General features: G+C 71.0%; 23 protein-coding genes. 15 read left to right on the forward strand and 8 right to left on the reverse strand.

The window, feature by feature from the left end; translation table 11 throughout:
* Nucleotides 1-102 precede the first annotated feature (102 nt).
* The 8 genes from ACFU53_RS29320 to ACFU53_RS29355 all read left to right on the forward strand — a co-directional run bounded on the left by ACFU53_RS29320 (nt 103) and on the right by ACFU53_RS29355 (nt 8,064).
* On the forward strand, nt 103-606 hold the full coding sequence (locus ACFU53_RS29320; RefSeq protein WP_383998736.1) for a MarR family winged helix-turn-helix transcriptional regulator: 504 nt from the start codon (nt 103-105) through the stop codon (nt 604-606).
* Nucleotides 607-656: 50 nt separating this feature from the next.
* Nucleotides 657-1,376, forward strand: coding sequence for a response regulator transcription factor (locus ACFU53_RS29325; RefSeq protein ID WP_383998739.1), 720 nt, complete (start codon nt 657-659; stop codon nt 1,374-1,376).
* Nucleotides 1,377-1,579: 203 nt separating this feature from the next.
* The gene (locus ACFU53_RS29330) at nt 1,580-2,467 is read left to right on the forward strand and encodes a glycoside hydrolase family 19 protein (protein ID WP_383998742.1); all 888 of its coding nucleotides are present in this window, start codon (nt 1,580-1,582) and stop codon (nt 2,465-2,467) included.
* A 92-nt stretch (nt 2,468-2,559) separates the two neighbouring features.
* Entirely contained in the window at nt 2,560-3,945 is a 1,386-nt protein-coding gene (locus tag ACFU53_RS29335) for a phospholipase (RefSeq protein WP_383998745.1), read from the forward strand.
* Between the two features lie 42 nt (nt 3,946-3,987).
* A complete protein-coding gene (locus tag ACFU53_RS29340) occupies nt 3,988-4,926 on the forward strand; it encodes an aldo/keto reductase (RefSeq protein ID WP_383998748.1) in 939 nt (312 codons plus the stop codon).
* A 48-nt stretch (nt 4,927-4,974) separates the two neighbouring features.
* A complete protein-coding gene (locus ACFU53_RS29345) occupies nt 4,975-6,264 on the forward strand; it encodes a hypothetical protein (protein ID WP_383998751.1) in 1,290 nt (429 codons plus the stop codon).
* A gap of 227 nt (nt 6,265-6,491) precedes the next feature.
* A complete protein-coding gene (locus tag ACFU53_RS29350) occupies nt 6,492-6,887 on the forward strand; it encodes a VOC family protein (RefSeq protein ID WP_383998754.1) in 396 nt (131 codons plus the stop codon).
* Nucleotides 6,888-6,987: 100 nt separating this feature from the next.
* Nucleotides 6,988-8,064, forward strand: coding sequence for an adenosine deaminase (locus tag ACFU53_RS29355; protein ID WP_383998757.1), 1,077 nt, complete (start codon nt 6,988-6,990; stop codon nt 8,062-8,064).
* On the opposite strand, the gene ACFU53_RS29360 is transcribed toward ACFU53_RS29355, so the two are convergent.
* Together ACFU53_RS29360 and ACFU53_RS29365 are read right to left on the reverse strand one after the other, a co-directional pair.
* Nucleotides 8,040-8,561: a DUF664 domain-containing protein gene (locus ACFU53_RS29360; protein ID WP_383998760.1), complete on the reverse strand. Its 522-nt coding sequence runs from the start codon at nt 8,559-8,561 to the stop codon at nt 8,040-8,042. The genes ACFU53_RS29355 and ACFU53_RS29360 overlap by 25 nt on opposite strands.
* Before the next feature lie 175 nt (nt 8,562-8,736).
* Nucleotides 8,737-9,678, reverse strand: coding sequence for a LysR family transcriptional regulator (locus ACFU53_RS29365; RefSeq protein ID WP_383998763.1), 942 nt, complete (start codon nt 9,676-9,678; stop codon nt 8,737-8,739).
* 127 nt (nt 9,679-9,805) lie between these two features.
* Here ACFU53_RS29365 and mgrA point away from each other — a divergent pair, with 127 nt between their 5' ends.
* Nucleotides 9,806-10,804 (forward strand): L-glyceraldehyde 3-phosphate reductase, encoded by a 999-nt coding sequence (gene mgrA / locus ACFU53_RS29370; protein ID WP_383998766.1) that lies wholly within the window; start codon nt 9,806-9,808, stop codon nt 10,802-10,804.
* A 13-nt stretch (nt 10,805-10,817) separates the two neighbouring features.
* Here the strand turns inward: mgrA and ACFU53_RS29375 are convergent, their stop codons facing one another.
* Together ACFU53_RS29375 and ACFU53_RS29380 are read right to left on the reverse strand one after the other, a co-directional pair.
* On the reverse strand, nt 10,818-11,096 hold the full coding sequence (locus ACFU53_RS29375) for a DUF1905 domain-containing protein (protein WP_383998769.1): 279 nt from the start codon (nt 11,094-11,096) through the stop codon (nt 10,818-10,820).
* A gap of 96 nt (nt 11,097-11,192) precedes the next feature.
* Nucleotides 11,193-11,594, reverse strand: coding sequence for a nuclear transport factor 2 family protein (locus ACFU53_RS29380; protein WP_383998771.1), 402 nt, complete (start codon nt 11,592-11,594; stop codon nt 11,193-11,195).
* 418 nt (nt 11,595-12,012) lie between these two features.
* On the opposite strand from ACFU53_RS29380, the gene ACFU53_RS29385 reads away from it, so the two are divergent.
* From ACFU53_RS29385 to ACFU53_RS29400, 4 genes are all read left to right on the forward strand, one after another.
* Nucleotides 12,013-12,423 (forward strand): hypothetical protein, encoded by a 411-nt coding sequence (locus ACFU53_RS29385; protein ID WP_383998774.1) that lies wholly within the window; start codon nt 12,013-12,015, stop codon nt 12,421-12,423.
* 164 nt (nt 12,424-12,587) lie between these two features.
* Nucleotides 12,588-14,912, forward strand: coding sequence for an FHA domain-containing protein (locus tag ACFU53_RS29390; RefSeq protein ID WP_383998776.1), 2,325 nt, complete (start codon nt 12,588-12,590; stop codon nt 14,910-14,912).
* A gap of 5 nt (nt 14,913-14,917) precedes the next feature.
* Nucleotides 14,918-15,607 carry a hypothetical protein gene (locus tag ACFU53_RS29395; protein ID WP_383998779.1) on the forward strand — a complete coding sequence of 230 codons (690 nt, stop codon included), beginning with the start codon at nt 14,918-14,920 and terminating at the stop codon, nt 15,605-15,607.
* Entirely contained in the window at nt 15,600-16,604 is a 1,005-nt protein-coding gene (locus ACFU53_RS29400; protein ID WP_383998782.1) for a serine/threonine-protein kinase, read from the forward strand. The genes ACFU53_RS29395 and ACFU53_RS29400 overlap by 8 nt, the downstream gene beginning before the upstream one ends.
* Here the strand turns inward: ACFU53_RS29400 and ACFU53_RS29405 are convergent.
* Complete coding sequence (locus tag ACFU53_RS29405) at nt 16,576-17,040, reverse strand: RpiB/LacA/LacB family sugar-phosphate isomerase (protein WP_383998784.1); 465 nt, start codon at nt 17,038-17,040, stop codon at nt 16,576-16,578. The genes ACFU53_RS29400 and ACFU53_RS29405 overlap by 29 nt on opposite strands.
* Nucleotides 17,041-17,072: 32 nt before the next feature.
* On the reverse strand, nt 17,073-17,528 hold the full coding sequence (locus ACFU53_RS29410) for a MarR family winged helix-turn-helix transcriptional regulator (protein WP_383998787.1): 456 nt from the start codon (nt 17,526-17,528) through the stop codon (nt 17,073-17,075).
* 192 nt (nt 17,529-17,720) lie between these two features.
* On the opposite strand from ACFU53_RS29410, the gene ACFU53_RS29415 reads away from it, so the two are divergent.
* Nucleotides 17,721-19,184 carry an MFS transporter gene (locus ACFU53_RS29415; protein ID WP_383998790.1) on the forward strand — a complete coding sequence of 488 codons (1,464 nt, stop codon included), beginning with the start codon at nt 17,721-17,723 and terminating at the stop codon, nt 19,182-19,184.
* Here ACFU53_RS29415 and ACFU53_RS29420 read toward each other — a convergent pair.
* Nucleotides 19,114-19,614, reverse strand: a complete 501-nt coding sequence (locus ACFU53_RS29420) for a response regulator transcription factor (protein WP_383998811.1) — start codon at nt 19,612-19,614, stop codon at nt 19,114-19,116. The two genes, ACFU53_RS29415 and ACFU53_RS29420, sit on opposite strands and share 71 nt — an antisense overlap.
* Before the next feature lie 158 nt (nt 19,615-19,772).
* Nucleotides 19,773-20,453: a hypothetical protein gene (locus ACFU53_RS29425; RefSeq protein ID WP_383998793.1), complete on the reverse strand. Its 681-nt coding sequence runs from the start codon at nt 20,451-20,453 to the stop codon at nt 19,773-19,775.
* A 375-nt stretch (nt 20,454-20,828) separates the two neighbouring features.
* Between ACFU53_RS29425 and ACFU53_RS29430 the strand changes: the two genes are divergently transcribed.
* Nucleotides 20,829-21,803: a Dyp-type peroxidase gene (locus ACFU53_RS29430; protein ID WP_383998796.1), complete on the forward strand. Its 975-nt coding sequence runs from the start codon at nt 20,829-20,831 to the stop codon at nt 21,801-21,803.
* The last annotated feature ends 19 nt before the right edge of the window (nt 21,804-21,822 follow it).

Genomic DNA, 21,822 nt, shown 5'->3' on the forward strand with positions numbered 1-21,822 from the left:
TGGGTGCCCCGGACGGCACGGTGTCGTCCGGGGCACCGACGTGTGCCGGGATCGATCCACGCAACATTGCTTGACTTAGGCAACTTCTGCTACGGTTGCCGCATGTCCACACAGCGCCCCACCGAAGCGGCCTCCCTGGAGGACGTGACCGAGATCGAGCGGCTTCTCACCCGTATCGCGTATCTGGCCGGCGGGGCCCGTCGGCACGAGCGTCTGATGTCCGAGAGCGGACTGTCCATGGACCGCGCCTCCGTGTCGATCCTGCGGCACATCGCCGAGAGCGAGCCGCTGCGCCCGGGGGTGCTCGCGGTCCGGCTGTCGGTGGAGGCGTCCCATGTCACCAGGCAGCTACAGCAGTTGGAGAGCATCGGCTATGTCCTCCGTGTCCCGGACCCGGAGGACCGCCGGGCGCAGCGCGTACAGATCACCGGCGCCGGGCTCGCGGCCTTCGACCGCGTCAGGGAGGCCGGCCGCCGGGGGATCGGGACGGCGCTGAGCGACTGGCCTATCGAGGATCGACGGCAACTCGCCGCACTCTTCAACCGGTTGGTCGGCGATTTCGTCGAGCACGCCGAGACGGCCTTCGAACCCCGGCCCGCCGACTGACGGCGCACGGCGCGATCCCCCCACGCAAGCCCTACGCGATCGGTCTTGTCATGCGCAGTCTGCTCACCGAGAAAACGACGTCGCCGCGTCGCGACGCACAGCACGTCCTGGTCGTCGTCGACGACCCCGGCGTCACCGAACTCCTCACCACGACCATGGAGTTGGCCGGATACCGGGTCGCCGCGGCGGTCACCGGCGCCGAGGGGATGACGCGGATCGCCCAGGACAGGTACGACCTCGTCGTCTGGGACGCCGCGCTGCCGGACCTGGAGCGCTTCGCACGGGGCCGGCACGACGCGCCGAGGGACCGGCCCCCGTTGCTGTTCCTGACCACCTGCGACACCCTCCACGACCTGGTCCCCGGCCTGCGGCTCGGTGACGAGGACTACGTCGTCAAGCCCGTACGTATCGCCGAAGTCCTCGACCGTGCCAGGGCGTTGTTGCGTGGCCGGGGTGGTCCCGGACGACCCGAGAAAATGCCCTGTTACGGCGACCTGGTTCTGGACGACGCCGCGTGCGAGGCGCGGCGCGGATCCAGGCCGCTCCGCCTCACGCCCGCCGAGTACCGGCTGCTGCGCCATCTGTTGGCGAACGCGGAGCGGGTGCTGTCCAAGGAGCAGATCGGCCGGCACGTCTGGGGCGAGTACCGCGCTCACGGCGCGATCGAGAAACTCGTGGCGCGGCTGCGACGCAAGACCGACCAGGAGGAACCCGCACTGATCCACACCCGGCGCGGCTTCGGCTACTGGCTCGGCTGCCCCGACGACTGACCTGACCTGGCGTCATGCGAGTTGACTGGTCTACACCCTTGACTGGTACAGACCAACGCGGTTGAGTGTGCCCCACACCCCCCACCACGGCCGCCCCCACGCCGTGGCCGGCCCCGCCGGCGCGTGCGCGCGAGGTTCTGTCCCAGCCATGCCCTTCGGGCCCTTGCCCGGGTGCGGCCGTGCTCCACGAAGGAGTTGGTCCCGTGTCGAGGCGCCGTATCTCCGCCGTACTGACCGCGCTGGTCATCGGCGGTTCCACACCCCTGCTGCTGCCCGCCCAGAGCGCGTCCGCCGCACCGTGTTCGAGCTACGCGAGCTGGGTGGCCGGCAGGTCCTACGTCACCGGCAATATCGTGCGCTACACCGACGGCAAGGCGTACATCGCCGAGCACGACAACCCGGGTTACGACCCCACCATCAGCACCTGGTACTGGGAGCCGTACGCCTGCGAGAACGGCCCCACCACCCCTTCCGGGTTCGTGGTGAGCGAGGCGCAGTTCAACCAGATGTTCCCGAACCGGAACTCGTTCTACACGTACAGCGGGCTGCGCGCGGCCATGAGCGCCTACCCGGCCTTCGCCAACACCGGCGGCGACACCGTCAAGAGGCAGGAGGCCGCCGCCTTCCTCGCCAACGTCAACCACGAGACCGGCGGACTCGTCCACATCGTCGAGCAGAACACCGCCAACTACCCCACCTACTGCGACTGGAGCCAGTCGTACGGCTGCCCGGCCGGACAGGCGGCCTACTACGGGCGCGGTCCCATCCAGCTCAGCTGGAACTTCAACTACAAGGCGGCCGGCGACGCGCTCGGCCTGAACCTCCTGGGCAACCCCTGGCTGGTGCAGAACGACGCGGCCGTCGCCTGGAAGACCGCCCTGTGGTACTGGAACACACAGACCGGCCCCGGCACCATGACCGGCCACAACGCGATGGTCAACAGCGCCGGCTTCGGACACACGATCCGCAGCATCAACGGCTCGCTGGAGTGCGACGGCAAGAACCCGGCGCAGGTGCAGAGCCGGGTGAGCGCGTACCAGCGGTTCGTCCAGATCCTCGGCACCTCGGCGGGCGGCAATCTGTACTGCTGACGCCGACGTACCGGACGTGATGTCATGCACCTGACTTCATGGCGGGAGTCCGGCCGGTCACGGCCGGGCCCCCGCGCCACCCCCTCGCTCCGATGAAGGGCATCGTCATGCCGAGCCCCCGCACCACCCTGCTCGCGACCGCCGTCGCACTGGCCGCCGTCGTAGCGGCCCCCGCCCCCGCCGTCTCCGCCGCCGCGGTCCCGGCCACGGGCGCCTACTACGTGCAGAGCGCCACCACCGGGCTCAACGCGGCCGACAACGGGGGAGCGGTCGAACAGCACCGGCCCAAGGGCAACGAGGACCGCCAGCAGTGGAGGCTGCAGCCGAACGGATCCTCATACGTCCTGGAGAGCGTGGACTCGGCGGGCAGTTGCCTCGGCCGCTCCGGCGACCAGGCGCGCACCGTCGCGTGTACGAGCGCCGACGCCGCCTGGGACGTCACCGAACTCGACGCCGACCGGTACCGGCTCAAGGTCCCCGGAGCGGAGCGCTACCTCACGCTCGGCGCCAAGCCCGCCGGCTCCAACTACCCCGCCCAACTGGCCGTCGGCGCGGCGGGCGGCCCGGCCGCCTGGTATCTGACCCCGGTCGCCCCGACGACCCGCGCCATGCCCCCGGCCGACCAGCGCACCCTCGACCAGGTCACCTTCCTCACCTCGCACAACGCCTACGCCAACGGCGTCGACGGCGGTTTCGCGCCGCCCTTCGTGAACCTGGTGCCGAACCAGTCCCGCGGCATCAACCAGCAACTCACCGACGGCGTACGCGGATTCATGCTGGACATCCACCAGACGCCGGACGGCGCGATCCTCTGCCACAACAGCTGCACGCTCGTCAGCCGCCCCGTCGCCCTGTGGGTGGACCTCCAGCGCATGGTCGACTTCCTCGCCCGGAACCCGAACGACGTCGTCACCGTGTTCCTGGAGGACTACGTCGACCCCGCCGTCCTGCAGAGTGAACTCGCCCGCGTCAACGGCCTGTCCGACGTGCTGTACCGGCCCGACCGGACCGGCGTACGGACCAACGGCTGGCCGAAGGTGGCCGACCTGATCGCCGCGAACGACCGGCTGCTGATCTTCACCGACCACAGCCGCTCCGCCGACCAGTCCGCCGGGCTCACCCGGGACACCTTCGGCGTGATGTACCAGAAGGAGTGGACGGTCGAGAATTACTGGTCCATGGGTGGCGGCCTCGGCGCCTCCGACTGGTCCTGCTACAGCCGCTGGTACGACGCCAACACCAACATCCCGCTCACCCGTACCGAGTCCGGCTTCAAGCCGCTGTTCGTCATGAACCACTTCCGTGATGCCGGGATCACCTCGACGGCGACCACGGACAACACCAAACTCGCCGACCGGGCCCAGCGGTTCTGCGGGCCCGCCGCTCGCAAGAAGCCCAACTTCCTCGCCGTGGACCACTACAACCTGGGCAACCCGGCGTCCGCGGTGGCGACTTTGAACACGTACACCTATCCGTAGAACCCGGCGGGTGCGGTGCCCGGCGCGTGCGAGACTGCGGCGATGACCTCGGAGACGATCGCCGCGACCGCCACCGGCAGCTGGACACTCGGCGACCTGCCCGTCAACCGCGTCGGCTTCGGCGCCATGCGGCTGACGGGCAGCGCCGCCTTCCACCTCGGAGCCCCGAGCGAGCGCGAGCGGTCGATCGCCGTGCTGCGCCACGCGGTCGAGCTGGGCGTCAACCACATCGACACGGCCGCCTTCTACTTCTCCTCGCTGCGCTCCGCCAACGAACTGATCAACAGCGCGCTGGGCGGCCCCTACCCGGACGACCTGGTCATCGTCACCAAGGTCGGACCGCACCGCGAGTACTCGGGGGAGTGGGGCACGGCCGCCCGCCCCGACCAGTTGCGCGGACAGGTCGAGGAGAACCTGCGGCAGTTGGGCCGCGACCACCTCGACGTCGTCAATCTGCGCCGGATGCGGCAGGACTCCATCGCCGAGCACTTCGGCGCGCTGGCCGAGCTGCGGGAGGCCGGGCTGATCCGGCATCTCGGAGTCTCCGCCGTCGAACCCCGGCACCTCGCCGAGGCCCAGGCGATCGCACCGGTGGTCTGCGTGCAGAACCAGTTCGGCCTGCAGGCCCCCGACCCCGCCGCCGACGAGGTGCTCCGCATCTGCGGCGAACAGGGCATAGCCTTCGTACCGTTCTACGCGATCGCCGGCGAAGCCGGTCCCGAGGGCGCGAGCACCGCGCACGGCGACGAACTGCTCGCCGTCGCCCACGCCCACGACGCCACCCCCGCGCAGATCCGGCTCGCCTGGACCCTCCACCAGGGGGCGCACGTTCTCGCCATCCCCGGCACGGGAGATCCGGACCACCTGGCCGAGAACATCGCCGCCGGTGTCCTCCGGCTCACGGCGGAGGAGGTGGCCCGGCTGGACGCCGTGCACCGAGGCGAGGCGTCAGGGCAAAGCAGCACCAACAGGTTCATATAGGCTGCCTGTTCTGCCCCTGCCGTTCGTCACCACCCGGGAGAGTCACCCGTGAGCGTAGCCACCGCCCACTCCGCATCGGCCGTACCGCCCGCCGACGAGACGCCCGCGACCGGGGAAGCGCCGTCGCAGGACGAGGGGTTCTGGGTCGAGCCGGGCGCGGCCGAGGACGAGGCCCCCGCAGACGCGTCCGCCGGTGAGGTGCCGGCGCAGTCGTCCGGGGAGGAGGATCCCGCGCAGTCGGCCGACGGGGAAGCTCTCGCGCAGCCCTCCGCCGGTGAGATCCCCGCGCAGGTGCCCGGCGATGAGGCCCTCGCGCAGGTGCCCGGCGATGACCCCTCTGTCGACGCCGTGGACGAGCAAGTCGCCCGCGATGCCCGGGAGTTCGGGGTGTACGCGCGCACCGGCGGCTGGGCGTTCGCGCTGAAGGTGGCGCGGAGCGTGCGGCCCGGCGGGGAGACGGCGGGCGAGACGCCGAAGGTGTCGGCGAAGCAGTTCGCCGAACTGGCCGGATGCTCGCCGGAGCGGGTCATGCGGTACTACAAGGCGTGGGACAAGGCGGCCGACGACGGCATGGTCCCGCACTTCGAGGCGCTGGCCCCCGGCGAGGAGATCGACCTCCCGGACTCGGACGTGTGGCTGTCGTACTACAGCTCCCGGTCCAGCGCGACCTCCGACCGGGGCGCCGCGATCACGGCGGCGGCCGAGGCCGAGGGCATCCGCCCCACCAAGGCACTGGAGGTCGCCGAGAACCCCACCGCGCTGCGCGCCGCGATCCTCGCCGACCCGTCCACCGCACAGGCCGCCCGCACCGCGCTCCTCGACCGTCTCAAGGAGGACCCCTCCCTCCAGACGGAACTGGCCCGCGACATCGCCCGCACCGATGAGCTGAAGAAGGCCGTCGCGAACGAGACCCAGGCGGCGAGCCGTATCGGATACGTCCGGCAGATCGTGGAGAACGGGCAGGTCAAGACGCCGGCCGGCCAGGTCATCGACGCCACCGCCGAACTGCGCGCCGAGGCCGAGCGGCACCTGTCCCTCATCGACGAGCTGGACGACGACGAGGACACCGGCGAGTGGGCGACGGAGGCGTACGACACCGTCAAGGAACTCGTCGTCCAGACCGTGCAGGCCGACCCCGAGCTGCGGGTCCAGGAGCGCCGTACGAAGTTCTACAGCAGCCTCCAGAAGGCGACGAAGGTCTTCGAGGAGCTGACCCTCGACGACGCCGTCGACCTCGACGCCATCTACGAGGACGACATGCTCCAGCGCCTGGAGGAACTCCAGGAGGCGCTCAACACCTGCATCTCCGCCCTCCGCAAGGCGTCGCCGGGCGAGTGATCGCGGGCTCCGGCCCTCCCGAGTCCTGAGGCCCCCTGCGCGGCAGGGGGCCTCAGTCGTGCCGTGGGGCACCCCTCGCGCCGTACCGGGAAAATGCCATTTGCCGTCCGGTGCGTGTTACGTATAACCTCCCGGGAACCCCGAGCGACCCTCGGACGATTCGCCGCACCATCTCCGCAATCCCCGCGCGATCTCCGCGCGGCTCGCGCCCCACCCGAGAGGCCCCGATGAGACGCATTGCCCTGGTCACCCTCGTGGTCGACGACTACGACGAGGCGATCCGCTTCTACACGGAGGCGCTCGGCTTCCGGCTCGTCGAGGACGAACCGAGGCCCGGCGGCAGCCGGTGGGTCGTCGTCGAACCGGGAGGCGACGGCCAGGGCGGCGGACTGCTGCTCGCGAAGGCCAAGGACGAGGCCCAGCGCGGCCGGGTCGGCGACCAGACCGGCGGACGCGTGGGGTTCTTCCTGCACACCGACGACTTCGCCCGCGACCACGCCCGGATGCTGGCCGAGGGCGTCAGGTTCCTGGAGGAGCCGCGGCACGAGCCGTACGGCTCGGTCGCCGTCTTCGAGGACCTGTACGGAAATCGCTGGGACCTCCTCCAGCCCGCCGCCGGCTGACTCTGCCGCCGTAAGCCACCCGCTCCACCCCACCGCCGACCGAGCCGATCGGTCACCCGCTCCACCCCACCACCGCACCACCTGCCGAGGAACGAACGCCATGACCGCGCCCCGCATCGACGCCGACACCATCCGCCGCCTCCCCAAGGCCGTACTGCACGACCACTTCGACGGCGGTCTGCGCCCCGCCACGCTCGTGGAGCTCGCGGCGGAGGCCGGTCACACCCTGCCGGAGACCGACCCGGAGGCCCTCGCCGCCTGGTTCTACGAGGCCGCCAACTCCGGTGACCTGGTGCGCTACATAGCCACCTTCGAGCACACCCTCGCCGTGATGCAGACCCGCGAGGGCCTGCTGCGCACCGCCGAGGAGTACGTGCTCGACCTGGCCGAGGACGGCGTCGTCTACGGCGAGGTCCGCTACGCCCCCGAGCTGAACACGCGGGGCGGGCTCACGATGGCCGAGGTCGTCGAGACCGTGCAGGAGGGCCTGGCTGCCGGTATGGCCAAGGCGGCGGTGCAGGGCACCCCGGTCCGTGTCGGCACGCTGCTGTGCGGGATGCGCATGTTCGACCGTGTCCGCGAGGCCGCCGACCTGGCAGTGGCCTTCCGGGACGCCGGCGTCGTCGGCTTCGACATCGCGGGTGCCGAGGACGGCTTCCCGCCCGCCGACCACCTGGTCGCCTTCGAGCACCTGCGCCGCGAGAGCGTCCCCTTCACCATCCACGCCGGCGAGGCCCACGGTCTGCCCAGCATCCACCAGGCCCTCCAGGTCTGCGGCGCCGAGCGCATCGGCCATGGCGTCCGCATCACCGAGGACATCGTCGACGGCAAGCTCGGCCGCCTCGCCTCCTGGGTCCGCGACCGCCGTATCGCCCTGGAGATGTGCCCCACCTCCAACCTCCAGACCGGCGCGGCCACGTCCATCGCCGAGCACCCGATCACGGGCCTGAAGGACCTCGGCTTCCGCGTCACCCTCAACACCGACAACCGTCTGGTCTCGGGCACCACCATGACCCGTGAGATGACCCTGCTCGTCGAGGAGGCCGGCTGGACCCTCGACGACCTGCGCACCGTCACCGTCAACGCCCTCAAGAGCGCCTTCATCCCGTTCGACGAGCGCAACGCCCTCATCCAGGACGTCGTCCTGCCGGGCTACGCCTCGGCGTCCTCGCGCTGAACCAGTCCTCGTACGTACGCCGCCTGGCCGACATGCTGGAGATCGTCGGCCAGGACACTGACCAGGCGTACGCCGAGGGTGACGGCCGGCGTCCACCGCTTGTCCACGACGCGGTCGAGGTCGCCGGCCCCGAGGCCGCGCACGAACGCCAGCGTCTGTTCGTGCACGGCGTCGTGGTAGCCGGTCAGCAGTTCACCCGAGTCGACCCGCACCTCGGCCACCTGCGCCGGGCTGTGCCCGTAGCCCGTGTCCCGGGCCGGCAGACCGAGCCCGAAGCGTTTCTCCCAGCCCTGGGACAGCCAGACCTGGTCGAGCCCGGCGGCGTCGGCCACATGGTCGTCCTGGATCCGGGTGAGGTGCCACACCAGCCAGGCGACGGAGTTGGCGTCGGAGGCGGGGCGGGCGTGGAGGTCCGCCGGGGACAGTCCGTCCACGGCGGCGTGGACCTCCTCCTTGATCCGGCCGTACGAGTCGATGAGAACGTCCTGCACATCCATATGTCCACCATCGGGCATCTGCGCCGTGCCCGCACCACCCCTCGACGCGCACCGCTGGGGCCCGCAGCTCCTGATCAGCGGCCGGGTCGTCGTGAGACGCCGGGCGGCCAGGTGATGGGGACCATCGCGGGCAACCGACTGAAAGCCGTACCCGGCGTCTGTGGGCCTCAAGTCCTTACGACCGGCCTTGATCGACCCGCACACCGACGTAGGACCGACTGACCTCAGGACACTCGACCGGCGGGTCGAGCAGTTCCAGCAGGGCGCGTGCCGCCGGGCTCGTGGCCTGCGGGGGCGGCAGCAGGGCGACCGTCTCGTACACGGTCTCGCTGGTGCCCTTGACGGCGAGGGCGGTGAGGGAGTCGCGCTTGTGCCGGAAGTGGCTCGGGACGACGGCGATACCGAGGTTCTCGTCGACGAGGTCGAGGAGGCTGTGCACGTCGTTGACCTCCAGGGCGACGGCCCGGCGGACGCCCGCGGCGGCGAAGACCGCGTCGGTGGTGCGGCGCGGGCCCCAGTCCGGGTGGAAGTCGACGAAGACCTCGCCGCCCAGCTCCTTGGGCGTCACGGCGGCCCCGGCGGCCGCGAGGCGGTGGCTGGGGTGGCACAGGACGGTCATCGGCTCGCCGGACAGCGGTACGACACGCAGCTGGTCCGTGTCCTCCTGTGCCGTCCGCACGGCGAACGCCAGATCGAGCCGCCCGCTCGCGACCTCCTCCGCGAGCGCGCCCGAGCCGGCCTGCCGCAGACAGATCTCCACATCCGGGTGCCGCCGCCGGAACGAGGCGAGCAGCCCCGCCACATGCAGCCCGGCCACGCACTGTTCCGACCCGAGCGCGAGCATGCCGCGCAGCACGCCCTGCACGGCGGCCACCGCCTCACGGGCCGACCGCACCTGTGCCAGGATCCGCTCCGCCTCGGTCAGCAGCGCCCTTCCGGCCGGCGTGAGCATCACCCGGCGGGTCGTCCGCACGAACAGCGGCGTCTGCAGTTCGCGCTCCAGGGACCGTACGGACGCGGACAGACCCGACTGGGAGACCAGCAGCCGTTCGGCGGCCCGGGTGAAGTGCTCCTCCTCGGCGACCGCGACGAAGTGCTGGAGATGGCGGAGTTCCATGACTGAGAAGCGTAAGCGCTGAATCCCATCGGATTCTTCTGTTGGACCAATGCCCACAGGTCGCGAAAGAGTGGACACCGGTTCTCGGGGACTCCGGTCCCACCGTGCCAACCTCTCTGGAGTCGCGTTGTACACCGCACACCCCGACCGCTACGCGGACATGCCCTACCGGCGCACCGGACGCAGCGGTCTGAAACTTCCCGCGCTCTCGCTCGGCCTGTGGCACAACTTCGGCCCCGACCGGTCCGTCGAGACGCAGCGCGCGATCCTGCGCCGCGCCTTCGACCTGGGCGTCAACCACTTCGACCTGGCCAACAACTACGGTCCGCCGCCCGGCTCCGCAGAGTCCGCCCTCGGCGAGGCCCTCAAGGCCGACTTCGCCCCGTACCGCGACGAACTGGTCATCTCCACCAAGGCGGGCTATCTGATGTGGCCCGGCCCGTACGGCGAGTGGGGCTCCCGCAAGTACGTGCTCTCCTCGCTCGACCAGAGCCTGAAGCGCATGGGCCTGGACCACGTCGACATCTTCTACTCGCACCGCCCCGACCCGGAGACTCCGCTGGAGGAGACGATGGGCGCGCTGCACTCGGCGGTCCAGCAGGGCAAGGCGCTGTACGTCGGCGTCTCCAACTACTCCGCCGAGCAGACCCGCGAGGCCGCCCGCATCCTGGGCGAGCTGGGCACCCCCCTCCTCATCCACCAGCCGCGCTACTCGATGCTCGACCGGCGCCCCGAGAGCGAGGGCCTGCTCGACGCCCTCGACGAGCTCCAGGTCGGCTCCATCGTCTTCTCCCCGCTGGAGCAGGGTCTGCTGACCTCCCGCTACCTCGACGGCATCCCGGAGGGTTCGCGCGCCGCGAGCGACAGCCCGTTCCTGAACTCCGAGGCCGTCACCGAGGACCTGGTGGGCAGGCTGCGCGCGCTGGACGAGGTCGCCAAGTCCCGCGGCCAGACCCTGGCCCAGCTGGCCCTGGCCTGGACGCTGCGCGGCGGCCGGGTCACCTCCGCCCTCGTCGGCGCGAGCAGCGCCCGGCAGATCGAGGACAGCGTCGGCGCCATCAGCAACCTCGACTTCGAGGCGGACGAACTGGCCCGCATCGACGCGATCATCGAGGGCAAGGGCTGACGTCCGGCCCCGCTCAGCCCTCGATCCGCTCCTCCAGCCGGACGGTCACCGACTCGCCCGCCTCCTTGCCGATCGCCTTGCGCACATCGGCCTTGACGGGCAGCTTGTGGGTGCCGTCGCCCAGGGCCATGAAGGAGCTGCGGAAGGGGTGGCCGTCGATGGTGCCGCGGACCTTGACCAGGCCGCGGGTGCCGAAGAAGGCGGCGGACCCGGGCCACACGAGGTAGGTCCAGCCGCCTTTGGCGGGGCTCTTGCGCAGCTCCGCCGTGAACTGCTCGTCGAGCGTGCTCATGATGTCGTCCTCTGCTCCCGGTGGTCTGCTACGAACAAGAGACCACCGGGAGCGGAAAAACTCATCGCGGGGCAGCGAGCCGGACGTGGTGACGGGTCATGCCGCCGCCGACGGCACCCGGTCCAGGAAGCCGTACACGCTCCGGATACGGCCCTCGGCGTCGAGCGTGATCACGTCGAACCCGGCGACCGGGGCGGCGCCGCCCGCCTCGTCCACCAGCCCCCAGCCGAAGCGGGCGGTGTCGTGGTGTCCGTCCACGGCTGTGATCAGGTGGAAGGCGAGGCCGGGGAACTGTTTCCGGGCCGCCGTGATCAGGGCGGCGATCTCACCGTGCCCGCGCACGTCGGCCAGTGGATCGGTATAGCCGCCGTCGGCGGCCCAGGCGGCGGCGACCGCCTCGGTCAGCGCCTCCTCGCCGCCCGCGTTCCAGGCCTCGAAATAGCGGGCGACGGCGGTCTCGTAGCGGTCTCGGCGGTCCTGAACCACGGGCATGATCATTGAACCCTCCATCGAGGACATACGTATGGGACGGGGACCGGGTCCGGAGCCGTCTGCGGCCTCCTCGTTCCGGCACCGCACACGCTGCCCGCACGCGCCGCAGGGCGTCGATTACCTCGGAGGTCATCCCGAGGAAGGCCCGGTCGGAGGGCCCTTCGAATCGTTTCAGCCAATCGCGCTCTCGCATATGCCAGGAGACTGGCCGAATTGGCATGGTGACAGAGTGTCAGGCGTGGCGATACTCGACTGACAGGGCGATTGAGTCATGAACGAACGCGCACCCGTGCGCGTTCTTCATGTCACTGTGTGTGACGATCAGGTCGCCGGATGTGCACGACCAGCAAATCTGCGAGGCGAGAGCAAGACCGCGCGGCGAGTGGGGCCGGGCGGGTCGGCGGTGCGATCGGGGGAGCGAAGCGTGCACGACGAATTCCTGTGCCATGTCACCGCGTACGGATGGTGCGACGGCCGGCGCGTCGGCGTGCCCCTCGGTACCTATCGCGCCCCCACGTTGGCGCTGGCGCTGTGGTGGATGCGCGACCGCGCGTTATGGATCGCCGAGCGCCTCGACCCGCGACCCGAGAACCCGAACTTCCCTCCGAACGCGGTCGTTCCGGTCGCCGACACCGTACCGGATGTGCCGAGCCTGCTGCGCGCCTGGTCCACCGACGACGGACAGCAGGGGCTGGTCGCCGAGGAGTTGGCCGCCGGGAACCTGGTCCGGATCGCCACCAACGACGACACCACGGAGTACGAGCTGCTCGCGGAGTCCGTCGACGCCGTGCGTATGCAGCGCGTCGCCCAGCGGATCGCCGCTCCCGCCGCCTGACCTCCGCGCCTGACCTTCGCGCCCGACGTTCGCGCCCGACGTTCGCGCCCGACCTTCGCGCCCGACCGCCGGGGCCCGACCGCCGGGGCCGGGATCGCCACGGTCCGTCGGTCCTCGCTGAGGCGGTCGGGCGCATATCCGGGCCTATCGGTAGAATTTTGTGCATGGCAGAGCGGTCGATCGCACCGACTGCGCCCGAACTCGTGCTGGAAACCGAGTCGGGCTCCACGGTCATGACCCCGAACCACGCGTACCACGTGGGACGCGACCCGCGCAGCGACGTCGTCCTCGACGACGACCGGGTCTCGTGGCACCACGCGGTGCTGCGGGCCGACGCCGGGCACTGGACGGTCGAGGACGAGAACAGCACCAACGGCACGTACGCCAACGGCCACCGCGTCCACGAGTGGGACGTCGGCCCCGGCACCGTCATCCACTTCGGCAGCCTCCCCGACGGCCCCCGCGCGGTGCTCACCGGCCTCGCCCCCGAGCGCCCCTCCGGCATCTTCCACCCCGCCTCCACCGGCACCTTCCGGCAGCCCACCAGCGTCCGCCCGCTGCCCGAGCGGACCGTCCGCATCGGCCGCGCCGCCGACAACGACCTGGTCATCGACGACCTCGTCGTCTCCCGTCGGCATGCCGAGCTGCGGGCGCGGCCGGAGGGCACGTACGAGATCGTCGACCTCGGGAGCCACAACGGCACCTTCCTCAACGGCACGCCCGTCGATCAGGCTCCGGTCACTCCCGGTGACATCGTCGGCATCGGACACTCCGCCTTCTGCCTGGTCGGCGACGAACTCCAGGAGTACGTCGACACCGGCGAGGTCTCCCTCGACGTCCAGGAACTCACCGTCGCCGTCGACCGCGGCCGGAAGACGCTCCTGGACAAGGTCTCGTTTCCGGTCGGCGAGAAATGCCTCCTCGCCGTCGTCGGTCCGAGCGGCGCCGGCAAGTCCACCCTGCTGAACGCCCTGACCGGGCAGCGCCCCGCCGACAGCGGCACGGTCCTCTACGACGGCCGCGACCTCTACCGCGACTACGCCGAACTGCGCCAGCGCATCGGTCTGGTCCCGCAGGACGACATCCTGCACGCCCAACTGACCGTCCGCAGGGCCCTCACCTACGCCGCCGAACTCCGCTTCCCGCAGGACACCGCGAAGGCCGAGCGGCAGGAACGGGTCGACGAGGTCATCCGCGAACTGGGCCTCGAACAGCGCGCCGGCCAGCCCATCCACAGCCTCTCCGGCGGCCAGCGCAAGCGGGTCAGTGTCGCCCTGGAACTGCTGACGAAGCCCTCCCTGCTGTTCCTGGACGAACCGACCTCCGGTCTAGACCCGGGCATGGACCGCTCGGTGATGCACATGCTGCGCGGCCTCGCCGACGACGGCCGCACCGTCATCGTCGTCACCCACAGCGTCCTCAGCCTCGACGTCTGCGACCGGCTCCTCGTCCTGGCGCCCGGCGGCAAGGTCGCCTACTACGGGCCCCCGGACGACACCCTCGCCTTCTTCGGTTTCGAGCAGTGGCCGGAGGCGTTCGAGGCCTTCGAACGGGACCAGGATCGGGACTGGGCGGGGGAGTACGGCGACTCGCCCTTCCACCGCCAGTACGTCACCGCCTCCATGGGCCAGCCGTATCTGCCCGACCTGGAGCCGGTCGCCGTGGCGCCGCCGGCAAAACCGCAGAGCTGGGGTGCCCAGCTGGGCACGCTCGTCCGCCGGTACGCGGCCGCGCTCGGCGCCGACCGCACCTTCCTCGCCATCATGATCGCGCTGCCGTTCGTGATGGGCGCGATGGCGAGGGCGCTCGCGGGGAGCACGCTGGACCGGGAGACCGCCATGAACGCGCTGCTCATCCTGTGCGTGGGCGGGGTGCTGACGGGCGCGGCGAACGCCGTGCGCGAACTGGTCAAGGAACGGGTGATCTACCAGCGCGAACGGGCGGTGGGCCTGTCCAGATCCGCGTATCTGATGTCCAAGGTCGTCGTCCTCGGTACCGTCACCGTCCTCCAGGCGGTCGTCCTCACCCTGGTCGCCCTGCTCGGCGTCGACCTCAACGCCCCCGGCGGCGAAGGTGTGTTGATGCCGCCCCTGGTCGAGATCACGGTCGCCGTGGCGCTGCTCGCGTTCACCGCGATGATGCTCGGCCTGCTCGTCTCCGCCCTGGTCCGCAAGGAGGAGGTCACCATGCCGCTGCTGGTGCTCCTCGCGATCGTCCAGGTCGTGTTCTGCGGCGCGCTGCTGGACGTGAAGGGCACGATCGTCCTCGAACAACTGGCGTGGCTGGTGCCGTCGCGGTGGGCGTTCGCCGCGATGGCCGGCACGATCGACCTCGAACGGATCGTCCCCGACACGACGGACCCGCTGTTCGAGCACTCTGCGGGCGTGTGGCTGCTCGACATGGGGATGCTCGTCGTCCTCTCGCTGCTCTGCGGCTGGCTCGTCGTCCGGCTGTTGCGCCGCCGCGAACCCGCGGTGATGCGGAAGTAGCCGCGATGACGACCCCGGGCTTCCTCCCCACCCACGTCGTCCCGCCGGGCGGACTGCCCGCCTGGGAGACCCCCGACCCGTCCCACCCCACCGTGGCCCTCGACGCGCTGCTGCCCGTCCAGCTCCTGGAACGGCGCGGCGACTGGGGCCGCGTCCTGTGCGCCAACGGCTGGTCCGCCTGGGTCGACGGCCGCCTCCTCGTCGCCGTACCCCAGGACCCGCCCGCCGCCGGTACCGCTCCCGCCCGTACGGCCGACCCGCGCCCCCTGCTGGCCCGCGTCGAGGAGGCCCTGACGCGCTACCGCACCGAGGCGGAGGCCCTGGCCGCCGGACATCGCGACGGGGAGTCCTTCCGCCGGCGTACGAAGGGGCTGCGGATCGGCGTGGTCGTCGACGGCGAGTCGCTGTGGCTGTTCGACGCCGCTCACGAGCGGTGGGTGTACTGCGACGGGGCACGGCTGAGCACGTTCGCCGTCGGGGAGAAACCGCACGAGACCCCGGCCGCTCCGCAGGTTCCACCGGCTGCTCCGCAGGTTCCACCGGCCGCCGCCCCGGATCCGGAGCCGACGAGGGTCGTAGGCGAACCCGAACGCGGACCGGCGGGCCACCGGCCGGCCGCTCCGCGACCGGCGGAGCGCGGGCCGACCGATCACGCACCCACGCGCCTGGTCCCACCGGTGACCCGCGATGAGTGAGACGCAGCCGTACGCGGGGCGTCCCTCCGAGCTGGTCGGTCGGCAGATCGCGAGCTACCGCATCGAACGCGAGATCGGCCGCGGTGGCATGGCCGTCGTCTACCAGGCCATGGATCTGCGCCTGGAACGGACGGTCGCGCTGAAGCTGCTCGCCCCGGAACTGGCCCGCAACGACACGTTCCGGCGCCGCTTCACACACGAGTCACGGGTGGCAGCCGCGATCGACCATCCGCACATCGTGCCGGTCTTCGAGGCGGGAGAGACGGACGGTGTCCTCTACATCGCGATGCGGTACGTAGCCGGCAGCGATCTGCGGCATCTCCTGGACCGGGAGGGCCCGTTGCCGGTCACGACCGCCACCCGGATCGCCGCCCAGGTCGCCTCCGCGCTCGACGCGGCGCACGACCACGGTCTGGTGCACCGGGACGTGAAGCCCGGCAACATCCTGGTCGCCCAGGGCACCGACAGTGACCACCCCGAGCACGTCTATCTCACCGACTTCGGTCTGACGAAGAAGTCGCTGTCCCTGACGGGCTTCACCAGCGTCGGCCAGTTCGTGGGGACGCTCGACTACGTGGCGCCGGAGCAGATCTCGGGCAAGCCCGTCGACGGCCGCTGCGACGTCTACAGCCTCGCCTGCGTCGTCCACGAGACCCTTGCGGGCCGGCCGCCCTTCCAACGGGACGACGACATGGCCCTGTTGTGGGCCCATCAGTACGACGAGCCGCCTCCGCTGACCGGCGGGCGGCCCGATCTGCCGCCGGGCGTGGATCAGGTCATGGCGACTGCGCTGGCCAAGTCCCCGGACGACCGGTACGACTCGTGCCTGTCCTTCGTGGCCGCGCTCAGGGCCGCCGAAATGACGCGCGGCTTCCCGCCGGGACACGCGCCGACCCGGGCCGTCGCACCGAAGACACCCGGACCGCCCGAAGCCCCGCCGGAACCGCCGCCGTGGGCCGGACCCGTCTTCATCCGGCCCGGCCGGTACCCCGACTGACATCGAGCCGCTGGACACGGGCCACGTTCTCCCGGTCGTCGGCGTCCTGGCTGGCCTCGGCGGCGAACCAGGCGTCGAGGATCTCCTTGAGCAGCGGCTCGGAGGTCAGCCGCAGCCCGATCGCCAGGACGTTGGCGTCGTTCCAGCGGCGGGCACCGTCGGCCGTGTACGCGTCCGTGCACAGAGCGGCCCGCACCCCGGGCACCTTGTTCGCGGCGATCGACGCGCCGGTGCCCGTCCAGCAGCACACGACGGCCTGGTCCGACACACCGGAGGCGACCTCGCTCGCCGCCGCCTCCGAGCAGACGGCCCACCGGGGGTCGTCCCCGGCGCGCAGCGCGCCATGGGTCAGCACTTCGTGGCCCCGGCCGCGCAACTCCGCGAGGAGGAGGCGGGCGACGGGCTCGTCCATGTCCGAGGAGACGGAGATCCGCATGCCCCCGAGGCTACCCGGCCCTCAGACACCGGCTACGGGCGCGGCCACGTCTTGCCGTGCAGCCGCTCGATGCTGGTGTTGAAGCGCTCGAGATAGTCGGCGAACCCGGCGATGTCGTCCTCGGACCAGCCTTCCAGCACCATGGCGAGGCTGCGGACGTTGCCCTCCCGCTCCTCGTCCAGCCGCCGCTCGCCCTCCTCGGTGATACGGAACTTGCGCGCCACGCCGCCCTCCGGGTCGAGGGTGTGCTCGACCAGCCCGGCCCGCAGGGTGGCGGCGGTCTGCCGGCGCAGGGTGGAGGCGTCCAGTCCGAAGGCGTCGCTCAGCTCGCTGATGGACATCGGCCCCTCGACACGGATGCGGCTGAGGAGGATGTACGCGCTGCGCTCCAGCGTGGAGTCCTTGCGGCGCCCCTTGCTCTGGCTCAGATGCTGGTAACGCCCGAGCAGCATGTTCTCGTACTCGACCCGGCGCGTCGGCTCTTCCACGGTCGCCTACCTCCTCGTTGCGGATACCGCCAGGGCGATCTTTCCATCCCGACGGACAGCCCCCGCCGGGCCAGGCAGCGTACCCGGGATGTGCATCATGCACGAGAGGTGTGTCATGCATGATGCAGGTATGCTGCACGCCAGGTGCATGACGTATGCCCTGTCACCGGTTCATCGCACGGAGGAATCCCCTTGACGGCCAACCCCCCGCCCGCCACCCGTTCGGGAGGTGTCATCGCGACGCTGGCGCTCGCCGGCATCGTCGCGGCGATCATGCAGACACTGGTGACACCGCTGCTCACCGAGCTGCCCACGATCCTCGACACCAGCGCGGCGAACGCCTCCTGGGTGATCACCGCGACGCTGCTGACGGGAGCGGTCTTCGGCCCGATCGGCGGACGCCTCGGCGACCTCTACGGCAAGCGGCGCATGCTCCTGGTCTGCTGTGCCCCGCTGATCACCGGCTCGGTGGTGTGCGCGCTGTCCTCGACCGTCGTGCCGATGATCGTGGGCCGGGGGCTGCAGGGCATCGGCATGGGCGTGGTCCCGCTCGGCATCAGTCTGCTGCGTGACGTCATTGCGCCGGAGAAGCTGAGCGGCTCCATCGCCCTGGTCAGCGCCTCCCTGGGCATCGGCGCCGGCCTCGGCCTGCCGATCGCCGCCGCGGTGGCCCAGTACGCCAGCTGGCGGGTGCTGTTCTGGGGCGCCGCCGGCCTGGCCGTCGCGGTCACCACCATGATCTGGTTCCTCGTCCCCGAGACCCCGGCCGGAGCCAAGGGACAGCGCTTCGACTTCGTCGGCGCCTTCGGCCTCGGCGGCGGTGTGGTGTGCCTGCTGCTCGCGGTGTCCAAGGGCGCGGACTGGGGCTGGGGTTCGGCGACCACGCTCGGCCTGTTCACCGGCGCCGCCGTGCTCCTGCTGTCCTGGGGCTTCTGGGAGCTGCGCACCCGCGAGCCACTGGTCGACCTGCGCACCACCGCCCACCCGCGCGTGCTGCTCACCAACGTCGCCTCGGTCCTCGTCGGTTTCGGCATGTACGCGCAGTCGCTGATCACTCCGCAGCTCCTGAGGTTGCCTGAGGCCACCGGCTACGGTCTGGGCCAGTCGATGCTGGCCATGGCGCTGTGGATGGCCCCGGCCGGCCTGATGATGATGGCGCTCTCCCCGCTCGGCGGAAAGCTCACCAATGCCCGCGGCCCCAAGTTCACGCTGGTCACGGGCTCCCTGGTGATCGGCACCGGCTACGGTCTGTCGCTCGCGCTGATGGGCTCCACCTGGGGTCTGCTGATCGTCTCCCTCGTCGTCAGCTCCGGTGTCGGCCTCGCGTACGGCGCCATGCCGGCGCTGATCATGAGCACGGTGCCGCTGTCCGAGACCGCCTCCGCCAACAGCTTCAACACGCTGATGCGCGCCCTGGGCACCTCCACCGCCGCCGCCGTGGTCGGCGTGGTGCTCGCCCAGATGACCACCACGCTCGGCGGCGTCAGCCTGCCCTCGGAGGACGGCTTCCGCACGGGCCTGATGATCGGTTGCGGCGCCGCGCTGGTCGCCGCCGCGGTCGCCGTGTTCATCCCCGCCGCACGGGTCACCGCCTCCGAGTCCGACCCCGCGGAGCAGGAGCCGAACGCGGTGGAGGCACCGGCCTCCGCCGCGTAGCGCGCACAGGGGGAGGGGGAGGGGCCGGGAGCGTGAGCGGGCTTCTCGCAGCCGGCCGGTGCGGCTGAGGAGCGCGGACAGGGTGAGGCGGGACGAGACGGCCGAGTTTGCGGTAGACGCGGAACAGGAGGGTCTCCACCGTGCGTGGGCTGAGTAAGAGCCGCTCGGCGATGTCGCGGGTGCGCAGCCCCTCCGTGGCGAGTTCGGCTGTCTCGCGTTCGCGGTCGCTGAGCAGTGTGAGCGGGTGCGCGGCCAGGGTCGCTCTCGGACCCGGACGGTTCGGTGCGCAGGTCGGCCACCCGCTCCTGCGCGAGTAGCGCCCCGCGGCGGACGGCCGCCCCGGCCACGTCCAGTTGGCGCAGGGCCGCGTCCTCGGGCGAGTTCGGCCTCCCGCGCGACGGGAGCGCTCCGACCGCCGGTACGGGCACAGCGGTCAGGTGTGCCGTTCCCCCTCCGCGTACGGTCCGACTTTCCCCGGGCTCACTCCGGTCACAGGAAGTCCTCAGGGCGACCCGGCAGAAGTGGAAGAGGGTGATCCGTTTACGTCGTGGGGTCGGTGACCGGCCGAGCCCGAGGTGCGGCCCACGCCTACGGCGCGGCAGGAGAAGGCAGGGGCTGGACGGTGATGGACCACGGTCCGTCGGAGCGGGCGTAGATGAGACAGGGGCCGGTGAGGGGGGTTTCGCCGTGCCAGGGGCCGACGTGGTTGGCCAGCTCGTCGAGGAAGCCGGTGCCGTCCGGTTCGAAGGTCTCGACGAGGAAGTAGCCACCGTCGTCGGACCGCGGATCGCCCTCGTACCGGAGGGTCGCGATCCCGGGGCCGCCGGTGTGACGCAGTACGTCCGAGGCGGGGCGCCGCGTGTGGCCCTCGCAGGCCAGCGCACTCGACACCGGGCTCACGTCGACCGTCCACGGTCCGTCCGCCTGTACGCGGAGCGCCCGCACCGGCCGGTCGTCGGCGTTCACCAGGGCACGGCACGAGAAGGGTCCGTCGGTGTAGACGAGTTGGCTCTGGGAGTGCAGCCTCCCGTCCAGGGCGTCCACGACGAAGTGCCCGGTCCCCGTGTGCGTGACGTCGAGGATGACCGGCCCCGTCCCGGTGGTCAGCTGGGTGACCTTGTCGCCGTCTCCGCCGATCCGCTGGAGTGCCGGGCCGCCCGCGGTGAGCAGTGGGGGCGCCTGCCGAGGTGGCTCGTCGCTCTTGCCGACTCCGGACAGTGGCACCACATCGGCCCGTTGTTGCGCACGGTCGCGCCGAAACCACTTCATCAGTGCCCCCCTGGTGACGTCTGCGCACAGTATTGGGCGTCAGGGCCGTTGCGTATACGGCAATCGGCGAGGTGCGGTGGTGGCCCAAGGGCCGTCACCCGTGGGGAGGTTCGGGCGGCGTCCGGGCCCATGAGCGGCGTTCTTCGGCCGTGTGACCTGCGAGGTTGTGTTGTTCATCATTGTTTGCGGGGGAGTGGGCAGCGGCGGGTATCGTCCTCGTCCCGACCGGGCATGGTGAGGGGGGCGGAACGTGCCCGGGGCATGCGATGCGCGACGACGGAGTCGTGTGGGTCGGCGGCACCGGGCCCACCCGTGCCGTCCTGAGTGAATGTGGTCCACGCGTGGTGCGCACGTGTGGTGCGTGAAAGGGGAGCCATGGTGCTGCCGGTCGTGCCCGAGGACGTTCTGTCGCAGCCGCTGCTGAGCCCGCTGACACCCGCCGCGGTCTTTCTGGTCGTCACCGTCGCCCCGGGCGGCGAGTCGACGGCCCGCGGGGTGCTGGCCCAACTCGCCGGGCTGGAGAGGGCGGTGGGCTTCTCCAGCCCCGAAGGCGCCCTGGGCTGCGTGGCCGGGATCGGCGCGGAGGCATGGGACCGGCTCTTCGGCTCCCCCCGGCCCGCCGCCCTGCACCCCTTCCGGGAGCTGGACGGCCCCCGGCACCGGGCCGTGTCCACGCCGGGCGACCTGCTCTTCCACATCCGGGCGACGCGCGTGGACCTGTGCTTCGCGCTGGCCGCCGAGATCATGCGGCAACTGCGCGGCGCGGCCACCCTGGAGGACGAGGTCCAGGCCTTCGCGTACTTCGACTCCCGCAACCTCCTCGGCTTCGTCGACGGCACCGAGAACCCGGTCGGGCGCGTCGCCGCCGAGGCGGTCCTGGTCGGTGACGAGGACCCCGACTTCCGCGGCGGCAGTTATGTGCTCGTGCAGAAGTACCTGCACGACGTGGACTCCTGGGAGGAACTCGCCGTCGAGGCGCAGGAGAAGGTCATCGGCCGGACCAAGCTGACCAACCTCGAACTTGACGTGGAGGGCTCGCACGTCGACGTCAACACCATCCTCGGCGCGGACGGCACCGAGCAGCGCATACTGCGCGCCGCCATGCCCTTCGGCAGGCCAGGGCAGGGCGAGTTCGGCACGTACTTCATCGCTTACGCCCGCGACCCCGAGGTGCCCGAGGCCATGCTGCGGAAGATGTTCATCGGCGACCAGCCGACCGGTCACGACCCGATCCTGGACTTCTCCCGTGCCGTGACCGGGACCATGTTCTTCGTGCCCTCGGCGGACTTCCTCCGCACGATCCCGGCCCGCGGCGCACCGAAACTGACGGCCCGCCGCGCAACGAACTGACGCCCCTGCCTCAGGTCTT

The organism is Streptomyces sp. NPDC057474 (assembly GCF_042802555.1).
GTDB lineage: Bacteria > Actinomycetota > Actinomycetes > Streptomycetales > Streptomycetaceae > Streptomyces.